Annotated in this window: 12 protein-coding genes; 3 read left to right on the top strand and 9 right to left on the bottom strand. The window is 63.7% G+C overall.

Annotated features, from left to right (window positions below; genetic code table 11):
* The first annotated feature begins 35 nt into the window (after positions 1-35).
* Positions 36-455: a PaaI family thioesterase gene (locus P6U29_RS37925; RefSeq protein ID WP_407115216.1), complete on the top strand. Its 420-nt coding sequence runs from the start codon at positions 36-38 to the stop codon at positions 453-455.
* 142 nt (positions 456-597) lie between these two features.
* Here the strand turns inward: P6U29_RS37925 and P6U29_RS37920 are convergent, their stop codons facing one another.
* Positions 598-1,482 (bottom strand): LysR family transcriptional regulator, encoded by an 885-nt coding sequence (locus tag P6U29_RS37920; RefSeq protein WP_407115215.1) that lies wholly within the window; start codon positions 1,480-1,482, stop codon positions 598-600.
* A gap of 121 nt (positions 1,483-1,603) precedes the next feature.
* Here P6U29_RS37920 and P6U29_RS37915 point away from each other — a divergent pair, with 121 nt between their 5' ends.
* Positions 1,604-2,230 carry a pyridoxamine 5'-phosphate oxidase family protein gene (locus P6U29_RS37915; protein ID WP_407115214.1) on the top strand — a complete coding sequence of 209 codons (627 nt, stop codon included), beginning with the start codon at positions 1,604-1,606 and terminating at the stop codon, positions 2,228-2,230.
* A gap of 140 nt (positions 2,231-2,370) precedes the next feature.
* On the opposite strand, the gene P6U29_RS37910 is transcribed toward P6U29_RS37915, so the two are convergent.
* Genes P6U29_RS37910 through P6U29_RS37900 form a run of 3 tightly spaced genes read right to left on the bottom strand, consistent with a single transcriptional unit; the run spans position 2,371 to position 5,915 of the window.
* On the bottom strand, positions 2,371-3,102 hold the full coding sequence (locus tag P6U29_RS37910) for an ABC transporter ATP-binding protein (RefSeq protein ID WP_407115213.1): 732 nt from the start codon (positions 3,100-3,102) through the stop codon (positions 2,371-2,373).
* On the bottom strand, positions 3,099-4,868 hold the full coding sequence (locus P6U29_RS37905; protein WP_407115212.1) for an ABC transporter permease subunit: 1,770 nt from the start codon (positions 4,866-4,868) through the stop codon (positions 3,099-3,101). Before P6U29_RS37905 ends, P6U29_RS37910 begins: the two co-directional genes overlap by 4 nt.
* A 6-nt stretch (positions 4,869-4,874) precedes the next feature.
* Positions 4,875-5,915: a branched-chain amino acid ABC transporter permease gene (locus tag P6U29_RS37900; protein ID WP_407115211.1), complete on the bottom strand. Its 1,041-nt coding sequence runs from the start codon at positions 5,913-5,915 to the stop codon at positions 4,875-4,877.
* Between the two features lie 173 nt (positions 5,916-6,088).
* Between P6U29_RS37900 and P6U29_RS37895 the strand changes: the two genes are divergently transcribed.
* Positions 6,089-6,610, top strand: a complete 522-nt coding sequence (locus P6U29_RS37895; RefSeq protein ID WP_407115210.1) for a MarR family winged helix-turn-helix transcriptional regulator — start codon at positions 6,089-6,091, stop codon at positions 6,608-6,610.
* 100 nt (positions 6,611-6,710) lie between these two features.
* Here P6U29_RS37895 and P6U29_RS37890 read toward each other — a convergent pair whose 3' ends face one another.
* The 5 genes from P6U29_RS37890 to P6U29_RS37870 all read right to left on the bottom strand — a co-directional run bounded on the left by P6U29_RS37890 (position 6,711) and on the right by P6U29_RS37870 (position 13,645).
* A complete protein-coding gene (locus tag P6U29_RS37890; RefSeq protein WP_407115209.1) occupies positions 6,711-7,994 on the bottom strand; it encodes a glycerate kinase in 1,284 nt (427 codons plus the stop codon).
* A gap of 188 nt (positions 7,995-8,182) precedes the next feature.
* On the bottom strand, positions 8,183-9,412 hold the full coding sequence (locus P6U29_RS37885; RefSeq protein WP_407115208.1) for an ABC transporter substrate-binding protein: 1,230 nt from the start codon (positions 9,410-9,412) through the stop codon (positions 8,183-8,185).
* Positions 9,413-9,579: 167 nt separating this feature from the next.
* Positions 9,580-10,806: an ABC transporter substrate-binding protein gene (locus P6U29_RS37880; protein WP_407115207.1), complete on the bottom strand. Its 1,227-nt coding sequence runs from the start codon at positions 10,804-10,806 to the stop codon at positions 9,580-9,582.
* 259 nt (positions 10,807-11,065) lie between these two features.
* Positions 11,066-12,292, bottom strand: a complete 1,227-nt coding sequence (locus tag P6U29_RS37875; RefSeq protein WP_407115206.1) for an ABC transporter substrate-binding protein — start codon at positions 12,290-12,292, stop codon at positions 11,066-11,068.
* A gap of 117 nt (positions 12,293-12,409) precedes the next feature.
* The gene (locus tag P6U29_RS37870; RefSeq protein WP_407115205.1) at positions 12,410-13,645 is read right to left on the bottom strand and encodes an ABC transporter substrate-binding protein; all 1,236 of its coding nucleotides are present in this window, start codon (positions 13,643-13,645) and stop codon (positions 12,410-12,412) included.
* Between the last annotated feature and the right edge of the window lie 24 nt (positions 13,646-13,669).

Genomic DNA, 13,669 nt, shown 5'->3' with positions numbered 1-13,669 from the left:
CGTTCAATGCCGGCGACCAGCAGCGCGAGACAGCAATGACGACCCCTGACATCCCCGCCGGCTTCGAGCCGCACTTCCGCAAAGCGCCCCTCACCGATCCCTGGGAGCCGCTCTATTCGAAGAAGACCGAGAAAGGCGTCACCGTGGGACTGCGGCTGGCGACGCCGCACACCAACGCGCGCGGACTGATCCATGGCGGGCTGATCGCAGCGCTTGCAGACGCCGCTATGGGCTATAGCTGCGCCCACGCGACGAACTGGATGACGTCCTTCGTCACCATCTCGCTCTCGGTCGACTATGTCGGCGCGGCTGAGATCGGCCAATGGCTCGCGGTCGAGGGGGAGGCAATCAAGACCGGCAGTACGATCTGCTTCGCACAATGCCTGGTGAAAGCGGACGATGCCGTGATCGCGCGGGCGAGCGGGACGTTTCGGGTGGTACCGAAGAAGGGGTGAGGCTCTCGCTCTCTCCGCGTCCCGGACGCGGTGCGGCGCGAAGTGCCACTCCGCAGAGCCGGGACACATCCATCCACGTGAGAACCAGCCGCCTTCTGGGTCCCGGCTCTGCGCCGCTTCGCGCCGCGTCCGGGACATGCGCCTAGCCAAACCTCCACTCCGCCGTCTCCACCACGAGATCGATGAACGCGCGCACCTTGGCCGAGAGCAGGCGCGAGGTCGGATAGACGATGTGGATCGGCAGCGCCGGCTGCTCGTATTTCGCCAAGACGATCTTCAAGCGTCCGCGCTTCAGCCCCTCGGCGGCCTGATAGGCCAGCACCCGCGTCACGCCGCCGCCGGCTTCCGCATATTGCAGCGCGGCGTCCGCGCTGTTGCTGGTGAAGCGCGGGGTCGGCGTCACCTCGATGTCGCGGCCGTCCTGCACGAAGTGCCAGCTGGCCGATGGCCCGAACTGGATGGTCTGGTGCTGGAGCAGAGCCTCCGGCGTCTTCGGCTCGCCGTGGCGCTTGAGATAGCCGGGCGCGGCCACCACGATGCGCCGCATCTCGCCGACCTGGCGCGCCACCAGCGAGGAATCTGCGAGATGGCCGATGCGGACGGCGGCGTCGACGGCGTCCTCCACGAGATTGACGAGGTGGTCCGACAGCCTGAGCTCGGCAGCGACTTCGGGATAGCGCTTGAGATAGTCCGTCATGACTGGCCCGACATGGAGCCGGCCGAAGCCGACCGGCGCCGACACCACGAGACGCCCGCTCGGCCGGTTGCGCTCCTGCCGCGCCGAGCCGTCGGCCTCCTCGACATCGGCGAGGATGCGCCTCGCGCGCTCCAGATAGCGCGCGCCGACGTCGGTCAGCGTCACTTGCCGCGTGGTCCGCTGCAGCAGGCGGGCGCCCAGATGCTCCTCCAGCGCTGCGATCATCCGCGTCACCGCCGAGGGCGACAGGTGCAACTTGCGCGCCGCGGGCGCAAAGCCGCGCAGATCGGCGACGGTGAGGAAGACATGCATGGCTTCGAGGCGGTCCATGGCCATTATTGCATATATTGCAACGATGAAGTGTCAAGCCACGAGATTGCTCTGGCCGGCGGAAGCTCCATCTTGATCGGCGAAGACGCAGAGATGCGCCGGAATTTCAGGAGATCGTCCGATGACGGCAGTACACACCTATGCCAGCGACGTCGCCTTCTCGCCGGCGGTGAAGGCGATCCAGGCCCGCAAGGGTTCGCGCGAAGCCTATGCCCGCAGCGAGCAGCGCGGCTGGCGCACCGAGATCGACGACAAGCTCGCGGCTTTCCTGGCCGACGCCAACAGCTTCTATTTCGCCACCGCCTCCGCGGACGGCCAGCCCTACATCCAGCACCGCGGCGGGCCCAAGGGCTTTCTCAAGGTGCTGGACAAGCAGACGCTGGCCTTTGCCGACTATGCCGGCAACCAGCAGTTTATCACCCAGGGCAATCTCTCGGAAAACCCCAAGGCCTACATCTTCGTGATGGACTACGCCCATCGCCGGCGCGTGAAGATCTGGGGCGAGGCGCGCGTCGTCGAGGACGACGAAGCATTGACCACGTCGCTGATGCCGAAGGGCTACCGCGCGCGGCCGGAACAGGTCATCCTGTTCAAGATCGCAGCCTGGGACACAAATTGCCCTCAGCACATCCCGCAGAAGTTCGACGCTGGTGATGTCGCCGCGGCGCTGGCGGCAAGGGATGCGCACATCGCGGAGCTGGAAGCGGAAGTTGCGGCGCTGAAGGGGGAGAAGGCGGCGTCAGGTTGAGCGGCCCTTTTCGCCTCTCCCCGCGTGCGGGGAGAGGCCGGATCGCATCGTAGATGCGATCCGCGTCGAGATCGCGCGTCCGGCTACCATCGTCTGCGCCGAGGTAGACCCCTGTAAGAACGGGAGAGGGAGAGGCAAGACTAAATCGCACTCTCGCCCTCGTGCTGGAAGCCGAGATAGCTCGCCGCCACCCGCTCGTTCGCCGCGATGTCGCTCGCTTTGCCGCTGAGCACGAACTCGCCGAGCTCCATGACATAGGCCTGGTCCGCGATCTTCAGCGCGGCCTGGGCGTTTTGCTCGACCAGCAGCACGGAGACGCCGCTGGCGCGCAGCTCGGTGACGATGCGGAAGATGTCGGCGACGATGATCGGCGCGAGGCCGAGGCTCGGTTCGTCCAGCATCAAGAGCTTCGGCTCACCCATCAGCGCCCGGCCCATCGCGAGCATCTGCTGCTCGCCGCCGGAGAGCGTGCCGGCGAGCTGCTTGCGCCGCTCCTTGAGCCGCGGAAACAGCGCATAGACCCGCTCGATCGAGGACTTCGCCCGGCTCCGCTCGATGCGGAAGGCCCCGAGCTCGAGATTGTCCTCGACATTCATGGTCACGAACAATTCGCGGTGCTCGGGGACGAGACCGAGGCCCATGGCGACGCGGTCCTCGATGTCGAGGCGGGCGAGATCCTGGCCGGCAAAAGCAACGTGGCCCTTCAGCGGCAGGATGCCCATGATGGCCGAGAGCAGCGTGGTCTTGCCGGCGCCGTTGGCGCCGACGATGGTGACGATCTCGTTGGTGCCGACCTCGAGCGAGACCGAGCGCACGGCCTCGACCTTGCCGTAGGCGACATGCGCGTCGGTGACGGACAACAGCGCGCTCATGCCGCCACTCCGAGATAGGCCTTGATCACTTCGGGATTGGTCTTGATCGTGGCGGGCGTGCCCTCCGCGATCTTGGTGCCGAAATCGAGCACCACGATGCGGTCGGCGAGGTTCATCACAAAACCCATGTCGTGCTCGACCAGCAGCACGCTCATGCCGCCGTCGCGTAAGTCACGCAGCAGCGTCGCGAGCCGCTGCTTCTCCATGTGGCGCAGGCCGGCGGCCGGCTCGTCGAGCAGCAGCAGCATCGGATCGACGCAGAGCGCGCGGGCGATCTCGACGATGCGCTGCTGGCCCAGCGACAGCGAGCCTGCGAGCTGGTGCATCTGCTCGGTCAGACCGACGCGCTCGATCTGGCGCGCGGCTTCCGCGAGCAGCTTGGCCTCATCGGCGCGGTCGAGCCGCAGCATCGATGAGATCGGGCCGGAATGGCCGCGCAGATGCGCGCCGATCGCGACGTTCTCCAGCACGGTCATGTCGGGGACGAGCTTGACGTGCTGGAAGGTCCTGCTGATGCCGAGCTTGACGATCTCCTGCGGCGGCGCGTTGTCAACCTTCTTGCCGAGCACCGAGATCGAGCCTGATGTCGCCGACAGCACGCCGGTGATCAGGTTGAAGGTGGTGCTCTTGCCGGCGCCATTCGGGCCGATCAGCGCGACGATCTCGCGGGCCTGGACCTCGAAGGAGACGTTGTTGACCGCGACCACGCCGCCGAACTGTTTTCGCGCTTTCTCCACCTGAAGCAGGACGCCGGACTCGCCAACCGCGCGGGCGCGATGCTCCAGCTTCAGCGAGGTGTCGGGCTTCCTGCCACCGCTGCGCTCGGGCAGGAATGATATCAGCCACGGCCACAGGCCGCCGGGCGCAAGCTGCAGCAACGCCACCAGCATGATGCCGAACACGATGGTCTCGACCTGGCCGGAGCCGGGCAGGATCAGCGGCAGATAGCTTTGCAGCACCTCCTTCAGCACCACGACGATCGCCGCGCCGAGCACGCCGCCCCAGACATAGCCGGCGCCGCCGACCACGGCGATGAAGAGATATTCGATGCCGGCCTGCGCGCCGAACGGAGTCGGGTTCACCGCGCGCTGGAGATGCGCGTAGAGCCAGCCCGAAAGCCCGGCGAGCACCGCGGCGTGGATGAACACCAAGAGCTTGGCCCGCGGTGTGTGCACGCCGAACGCTTCCGCCGCGACATGGCCGCGTCTGAGCGCGCGGATGGCCCGGCCGGTGCGGGAGTCCAACAGGTTCATGGTCAGCAGCGCCGAGAGGATGACGGCGACCCAGATCGCGTAGTAGATCGAGCCGGGCGAGAGCATCTTGAACGTGCCGATCGACAACGGCGGGATCGCCGAGATGCCGTCGTTTCTCCCTAAGAATTCCAGCTTGCTGAAGAGATAGAACAGCCCCAACCCCCAGGCGAGCGTGCCGAGCGGCAGATAATGGCCGGAGAGGCGGACCGTGATCAGCCCGAGCAGCACCGCCAGCGATCCGCTGACCACGAGCGACAGCGGCAGCGTCAGCCACGGCGACAAGCCGTAGGCCGTCGACAGAACCGCCGTGGTGTAGGCACCGAAGCCGACGAAGGCGGCTTGTCCGAACGAGGTCAGGCCGCCGACGCCGGTCAGCAGCACGAGGCCCATCGCGACCAGGGCGGCGAGGCCGATATTGTCGAGCAGCACGATCCAGAACGGGGGCATGCCCGGGACAAATGGGATTGCCGCCATGAGAGCTGCGAAGATGAGGATGGGAAGCCGGCTCTGCATCTCGCGTCAGTCCTTCTCTTCCTCGACCGCGGGCGCGGCGAGCGAGCGCAGCAGCAGCACGGGGATCAGCAGCATGAAGACGATCACTTCCTTGTAGTTGGAGGCATAGAAGGACGAGAACGCCTCGACGATGCCGACGACCAGCGCCGCGCCGGCGGTGAGGGGATAGCTGACGAGCCCGCCGATGATCGCGGCGACGAAGCCTTTCAGCCCGATCAGGAAGCCCGAGTCGTAATAGAGCGTCGTGATCGGCACGATCATGATGCCCGACAGCGCGCCGATGACCGAGGCCAGCAGGAAGGCGATCTGCCCCGACAGCGTGGTGCGGATGCCCGCAAGCCGCGCGCCCAGCCGGTTCACCGCGGTCGCGCGCAGCGCCTTGCCGTAGAGCGTCAGGCCGAAGAACAGCCAGAGCCCGACGATGAAGGCGATGGTGATGGCGTAGACTGTGATGCTCTGGCCGGTGAAGCGCAGCGCGCCGGCAGTGAAGGCGCCGGACAGCACGGCGGGCCCTCGCTGGCCTTCGGCGCCGAAGAACAGAAGGCCCAGGCCCTGCAGCGCGAGGTGAACGCCGACTGAGGCGATCAGCAGCACCAGCACGGAGGTGTGCGCCAGCGGCTGGAAGGCGATGCGGTAGAGATAGAGGCCGATCATCGCCACGATCACCAGCGACAGCGCGATGCAGACCGGCACCGGCGGCTTCTGCGCGGCGAAATAGATGGTCAGCGCCAGCACGATGGCCGGCAGCACGATATTGGTGATGCAGCTGCGCACGATCAGCCGCGCATGCAGCGCCTTGCGCGCCACGAACAGGTCGAAGGCGAAGGCGCCGATGCCGAGCGCCAGTGCCAGCTTGGCCGTGCCCGGCATCTGGCCCGCCGCCAGCGAGGCATAGGTCAGCGCGCCGTAGGTGACGAATTCGCCCTGGGGAATGAGGATGACGCGGGTGACGGCGAACACCAGCACCAGCGCCAGGCCGAGCAGCGCATAGATTGCGCCATTGGTGATGCCGTCCTGCACCAGGAACAGCATGATGGTGGTATTCAAGACCGGACGCTCCCCCTAATCCGGACCGGTCCTCTCGATTGCGGTGGACGGTCCGCTCACAGCCATTGAAAAACGCTGACGATATTTGATATGATCCATAACAATTATCAGATATAACATCAAGGGTGGGGAGCGACCCGTCCCGAATTTAGCGGGATTACGAGCACGAGGCGATGACCGTTTCCAGAACCGCTGAAAAGTCCTCCGAAAAGCCGGCCGACGCGGCCAAGGGCCGCAAGGACGCGGCCGAGCCGCAGAGCGAGGCGCTCCAGCTCGGCGAGTTATCCGAGCAGCTCGGTTATGTCCTGAAGCGGGCGCAGCTCAAGGTGTTCGAGAACTTTCTGCGCTGCATGGCCTCGCTCCAGCTGACACCGGCGCAGTTCTCGGTGCTGCTGCTGGTCGACAAGAACCCCGGCCGGAACCAGACCGAGATCGCCTCCACCCTCGGCATCCTCAGGCCGAATTTCGTGGCGATGCTCGACAACCTGGAAAGCCGCGACCTCTGCGCGCGGATCCGCTCCACCAACGACCGCCGCTCGCACATCCTCGTCCTGACCGACAAGGGCAAGGCCGTGCTGGCGCGCGCAAAAAAGCTCGTTGCCACCAAGCACGAGGCTCGGCTGAACGATCTGCTCGGCCAGGCCAACCGCGAGGCCCTGATCGGGATGCTCGCGAAGATCGCGAATGAGTTTTGAGCGAGTTCGTCATTCCGGGGCGATGCGAAGCATCGAACCCGGAATCTCGAGATTCCGGGTTCACGCTTGCGCGTGCCCCGGAATGACGGAAGAAGCGACCTCAATCCACCAAAATCACCCTGATATCATTGACGTTCGTCAGCGTCGGGCCGGGCTGTAGCAGGTCCCCTGTAGTCTCGAAAAACGTGGTCGCGTCGTTGTTGTCGAGATAGGCCTGCGGCTGCAGCCCTTGCGCCTTCATCTTCGCGAAGGTTGTCGCGTCGATCACCGCGCCGGCGGGATCGGTGGGGTGGCCGGCGCCGCCGTCGGCGCCGTCGGTGTCGCCGGCGAGTGCCGAAATATCCGGCGTGTCCTTGAGCAGCGCGGCGAGCGCCAGCGCGTATTCCTGGTTCGGTCCGCCGCGCCCATGGCCGCGCACGGTCACCGTGAGCTCGCCGCCGGAGAGGATCGCGATGCGCTTGCCCTGCGCGCGGGCCTGAAGCGCAAGCTTCGCATGATTGGCCGCGACCTCGCGCGCCTCGCCCTCGAGATCGGCGCCGAGATCGATGGTCTCGTAGCCGGCCTCGCGCGCGAGCTTCACCGCGGCGTCCAGCGATTGCTTGGGCCGCGCGATCAATTCGAACGACGCGCGCGCGAAGGCGGCGTCACCGGGCTTGCAGCTCTCGTTGGCGGGATCGTCGAGCGCGCGGCGCACGGCATCGTCGATGTCGAGCCTGTACTTGGCCACGATCGCGCGCGCATCCGCCAGCGTCGTCGCGTCGGGCACGGTGGGGCCGGAGGCGATCGCGGAGGGGTCGTCGTGCGGCACGTCGGAGATCGCGAGGGTGACGATCTCGGCCGCATTCCTGCCGGCGCGCGCCAGCCGGCCGCCTTTGATGCGCGACAGATGCTTGCGCACGACATTCATCTCGCCGATCGGCGCGCCCGAGCGGAGCAGCGCCTTGTTGACCGCCTGTTTCTGCGCGAAGCTGATGCCGTCCACGGGCGCGATCCAGTTCGCCGAGCCACCGCCGGTGAGCAGCACCAGCAGCAGATCGTCGGGCCCAGCCTCGCCGGCGAGCGCCAGCGTGTCGGCTGCGCCCTTGAGGCCCGCCTCGTCGGGCACGGGATGGCCGGCCTCGACCACGCGGATGCGGCGCGTCGGCACGCCGTAGCCGTGGCGCGTGGTGGCGATGCCGACCAGCCGCTCCGGCGCGAGCTCGAGCGTGTCGAGATAGTGCCGTTCCGCCGCCGCGGCCATCGCGCCGGCGCCCTTGCCGGCGGCAAGACAGATCACGCGTCCCTTGGGGGCAGGCCGCAAGTGACGGGCCAGCACCACATTGGGATGGGCGGCGGCAACGGCGGCGTCGTAGAGCGCGCGGAGCAAAGGACGGCGGTCGGTCATGGACATTGGCCTTGAGCAGACTGAGGTGGCGGCGACAAGGTCGCCGGTCATCTGCCTACCGCATCGTGCGCCAAAGCGTAAGCGGCCTTTACCATCATTCGATTGTGCAATCGCGTGATCATAATCGGCGCGCAAGCAAAAGCCCCCTGCGATCGTCTCGCAGGGGGCTCCTCGTCGTGTGTTTCGCGCTAGCCGCCGGCTTCGGCGTTGATCACGTCGCCGAACAGTTCCCATCGCTCGCCCTTGAAGCGTTGCAGCTGCAGTGAGCTGATCGGGGCGAAGTCGGTCGCCGAAGTGTTGATCTTGATGCCGGGTAGCAGCACCTCGGTGCGGAAGTCCTTCAGGCTCGCGGCCTGTTTCATCACATTCGCGCGCGTGAGATCGTCACCGCAGTTCTTCAGCACCTGGACCAGCGTCTGCGCGACGCCGTAGCCGACGATCGTGCCGTTGTCCGTCTTGTCGCCTTCGGGGAAGTACTTCGTCATGAAATCGAGGAATGCCTTCATGCCGGTGTCGTTGGCCCATTGCGCATCGGTGGTGTCTTTCAGATAGGCCGCCGAGATGATGCCTTGCGCGTTCTCGAAGCCGGCGGGCTTGATCACGCTGCCGACCGAGGCGGAGACGTTGTTGAGGAAATGGATCGGCTTCCATCCGATCTCGGCGTTCTTCTTGATCGCCTGCGCTGCGAATTTCGGCGTGGTGATGTTGACGAAGATATCGGCGCCGGTGGCCTTCAGCTTGACGATGTGGTTGTCGATCGTCGGTTCGGACGTCTCGTAGCTTTCCTCGGCCACGATCATGCTGGCGGCCTTGGCGCCGAGGCCGTCCTTCAGGCCCTTGAGATAGTCCTTGCCGTAATCGTCGTTCTGGAACAGGACGGCGATCTTCGCGTTCGGCATCTCCTTCAGGATGTACTTCGCGTAGATCTGCGTCTCGCTCTGGTAGTTGGGCTGCCAGCCCATGGTCCAAGGGAAATCTTTCGGATCGTTCCACTTGGTGGCGCCGGTGGCGACGAAGAGCTGCGGCACCTTCTTCGAGTTCATGTATTTCTGAATCGCCGAGTTCGGCGGCGTGCCGAGCGAGTTGAAGATGAACAGCACCTCGTCGCTCTCGACGAGCTTGCGCGCCTGCTCCACGGTCTTGGGCGGCGAATAGGCGTCGTCGTAAGAGATGAAGTTGATCTTGCGGCCGTTGATGCCGCCCTCGTCGTTGATCTTCTTGAAATAGGCGGCTTCGGTCCGCCCGATGATGCCGTAGGCGGAGGCCGGTCCGCTGTAAGGCATGATGTTGCCGATCTTGATCTCGGTGTCGGTCGCGCCGGTATCGTATTTCTTCTGGGCCGATGCAGTTGAGGTCGAAGCCGCGATGAGCGCGAGCGCCAATGATGCGGCCGCAAGCTTGCCGGTGACAGCAGGCATTCCAATCTCCCTGTTTGTCTTGGTGTGTGCGTCCCTTTTCTTGTCTCGGTTTTTTTTGGCGGCGCGACCGCAATTCAATACGATTTGCCCGAAAGCTTCAAGGAAAAGCCCCTGCGACTTGGCCGCAGGGGCTGCGTCTTTAGTCGTTAATCACGCCAGTCGATCCCCTAGCCTCCGACGTCGCTGCTGAGAACGTCGCCGAACCGCTCCCAGGCTTCTCCCTTGAAGCGGATGAGCTGCAACTGGGAGATCGGAGCAAAGTCGGTGGGGCTGGTGTTAACCTTGACACCCGGTAGCAGGCCGAGCGGTTCGAAATCCTTGAGGCTGGCCGCCTGCTTCATCACGTTCTCACGCGTCAGATTGTCGCCGCAGGCCTTCAGCACCTGCACGAGACCCTGGGACACGATGAAGCCGTACATCACCGAAGCGTCGGCCCGGTTGGCCTCGGGATAGTATTTGTCCAGGAACTCGTTCCAGGCCTTCATCGCGGGATCGTCCTTCCACTGCGGATCGGTGGGATCCTTGAAATATTGCGAGGAGATGATGCCCTGCGCGTTCTCGAAGCCTGCCGGCTTGATCACGCTGCCGATCGATGCCGACACGTTGTTGAGAAAATGGAGCGGCTTCCAGCCGATCTCCGCATTCTTCTTGATCGCCTGCGCCGCGAATTTCGGCGTCGTGATGTTGAAGAACACGTCCGCGCCGGATGACTTCAGCCTGACGATGTGGGAGTCGATGGTCGGCTCGGAGACTTCATAGCTGTCCTCGATGATGATCATCGAGGCCTTGGTCCCAAGTCCGTCCTTGAAGCCCTTCAGATAGTCCTTGCCGTAATCGTCGTTCTGATAGAGCACGCCGATCTTGGCGTCGGGATGGTTCTTCAGGATGTACTTTGCGTAAATCTGCGATTCGCTCTGGTAGTTGGGCTGCCAGCCCATGGTCCAGGGGAAATCTTTCGGATCGTTCCACTTGGTGGCGCCGGTGGCGACGAAGAGCTGCGGCACCTTTTTGGAGTTCATGTATTTCTGGATCGCCGAGTTAGGCGGCGTGCCGAGCGAGTTGAAGATCAGCAGAACCTCGTCGCTCTCGACGAGCTTGCGGGCCTGCTCCACCGTCTTCGGCGGCGAATAGGCGTCGTCATAGGTGATGAAGTTGATCTTGCGGCCGTTGATGCCGCCTTCTGCGTTGATCTTGCGGAAATAGGCCTCTTCGGTCTTGCCGATCACGCCGTAAGCGGACGCGGGACCGCTGTAGGGCATGATGTTGCCGATCTTGATTTCGGTGTCGGATGCGCCGGCGTCGTATTTCTTCTGCGCGAACGCTGTCGTGGACAGCGTGGCAGCCAGCACGAGGGCAGCCGAGAAGGCCCCCAAACGCACTTGCATTGCAGGCATCTTGCTCTCCCTAGGTCGGTTTGAATGTGTCGATTGTTCTTGGTTGGGAGCGATCTTTGCCCGTCACTCCGACGCACATTCAATACCCTTCCCGGGCGGCCAGCAAGGAGAACGCCCCGCCGGAGACACCGCGGCGAGGCGCTCTTTTTTTTGAGACGATGCGGAATATTCCGGCGCGCGAGATGGGGCGCGTCGTCGCTCGGCCGCGCTGAGATTGTCTCGCTGAATATCAGCTATTTTGAATTGCGCGCCGGGGTGCTCAATGCGCGAGCTCGCTGGAAATGATCTCGCCGACCAGCTCCCATCTTTTGCCTTTGAAGCGCATCATCTGGAGTTGTTCGATCGGAGCGAAATCGTCCGGAGCGGTGTTGATCTTGATGCCGGGCAGCAGCGTATCAGGTTCGAAGTCCTTCAGGCTGGCCGCCTGCTTCATGACGTTCTCACGGGTGAGATCGTCGCCGCACATCTGCAGCACCTTCACCATGGTCTGTGCGGCGGCATAGCCGAACACCACGCCGGCATCGAGCTTGTTGGCCTTGGGGTCATATTGGGCGAGGAAATTGTAGAACTTCGTCATGCCGTCATCGGCATTCCACTGCGGATCGGAGCCGTCCTTGGTGTAGCTCGCCGACAGGATGCCTTGCGAGATCTCGAACCCAGCCGGTTCGATCACGCCGCCGACCGAGGCGGAGACGTTGGAGATGATGTGGATCGGGTGCCAATTGATCTCCGCCGCCTTCTTGATCGCCTGCGCCGTGAATTTCGGTGTGGTGATGCTGAGGAAGACGTCGGCGCCGGACGCTTTCAGCTTCACGATATGCTCGTCGATTGCGGGCTCGGAGGTATCGTAGGCTTCTTCCAGCACGATCATCGCCGCTTTGGGCCCAAGGCCCTCCTTCAGCCCCTTTATATAGTCCTTGCCGAAATCGTCGTTTTGGTAGAGCACGCCGATCTTTCCGTCCGGCTTCTCCTTCATGATGTACTTGGCGTAGATGCGCGCCTCGCTCACGTAGCTAGGCTGCCACCCCATGGTCCAGGGATATTGCTTGGGATCGTTCCATTTCGACGCGCCGCTCGCCACGAACAATTGCGGCACCTTCTTCTCGTTCATGTATTTGCGGATGGCGCTGTTGGTGGAGGTGCCGAGCGAGCCGAAGATCAAGAGCACACCGTCGCTCTCGACCAGCTTGCGGGCCTGCTCGACCGTTTTCGGCGGCGAATACGCGTCGTCATAGGAGATGAACTTGATCTTACGGCCGTTGATGCCGCCCTCGGCATTGACCTTGTTGAAATAGGCTTCCTCGGCCTTGCCGATTGCGGCATAGGCGGAGGCCGGGCCGCTATAGGGCATGATGTTACCGATCTTGATCTCGGTATCGGAGGCGCCGCTGTCGTATTTCTTCTGCGCCAGCACTTCGCTGCTCATTGCAGTGCACAACGCGAATGCGACCCAGAGGGTCGCAACCTGAAAACGAACGGCAGTCATTGTTCTCCTACCCCGAGCTGGATCGGCCGCATTGAACAAGATTGCGGCCAGACGTCAACAAAAAGCCCCCGCGGTTGCCCGCGGGGGCTCTTCGCGCTGAATTGTTGCATCAGCGTGTCATTCGGAGGCGACGTCGCCGCTGATGATCTCGCCGAACAGTTCCCACCTCTCGCCCTTGAAGCGCATCATCTGGAGCTGCGCGATCGGAGCGAAGTCGGTGGCGCTGGTGCTGATCTTGACGCCGGGCAGCAGGGTATCCGGCGCAAAGTCCTTCAGGCTCGCCGCCTGCTTCATGAGGTTGGCGCGGGTGAGATCGTCACCGCACATTTCCAGTACCTTGGCCAGGGTCGACGCGGCGCCGTAGCCATAGACCATGCTGGTGTCGGACTTGTCGGCACCCGGCATGTACTTGTCGACGAACTCGTTCCACCTCTTCATGCCGGGGTCGTTGGACCACTGCGGATCCGTCGAATCCTTGGCATAGGCCGCCGACAGCACGCCCTGCGCATTCTCGAAGCCGGCCGGCTTCATCACGCTGCCGACCGAGATCGACACGTTGGTGAGGATCTGGAGCGGCTTCCAGCTGAGCTCGGCGGTCTTCTTGATGGTCTGGGCCGCGAACTTCGGCGTCGCATAGATCAGCAGCACGTCGGGATTGGCCGCCTTGATCTTGACGATGTGGCCGTCGATCGACGGCTCGGAGACCTCATAGCTCTCTTCCATGATGATCATGGATGAGGCCTTGGCGCCGAGCCCGTCCTTGGTGCCCTTGAGGTAGTCTTTGCCGAAATCGTCGTTCTGATAGAGGATCGCGATCTTGGCGTCGGGTTTCTCCTTCATCAGCCATTTCGCGTAGATGTGCGCTTCGCTCTGGTAGGAGGGCTGCCAGCCCATGGTCCAGGGGAAGTTCTTCGGATCGTTCCACTTGGTCGCGCCGGTGGCGACGAAGAGCTGCGGGATTTTCTTGGCGTTGAGGTATTTCTGGATCGCCGTGTTCGAGGGCGTGCCGAGCGGATTGAAGACGGTCAGCACCTCGTCGCTCTCGACCAGCTTGCGGACCTGCTCGACGGCTTTCGGCGGCGAATAGCCGTCGTCATAGGTCACGAAATTGATTTTGCGCCCGTTGATGCCGCCCTTGTCGTTGATCATCTTGAAATAGGCTTCTTCGGTCTTGCCGATGATGCCATAGGCCGACGCCGGACCGCTGTACGGCATGATGTTGCCGATCTTGATCTCGGTATCGGACGCGCCGGTGTCGTATTTCTTTTGGGCGAGTGCAGCGCCGGAGGTGAGAGTGATGGCCGCCGTTGCCGTGACCAGCGCGGCGGCTCGTAGTGTTCTTCCGAAAAGCAATTGGGTCTCCTTCGTTAAACAACA

Origin of the sequence: Bradyrhizobium sp. LMG 9283 (assembly GCF_045571415.1) — a bacterium.
In the GTDB taxonomy this organism is placed as follows: Bacteria; Pseudomonadota; Alphaproteobacteria; order Rhizobiales; family Xanthobacteraceae; genus Bradyrhizobium.
This window is presented reverse-complemented; position numbering and strand designations above follow the sequence as displayed.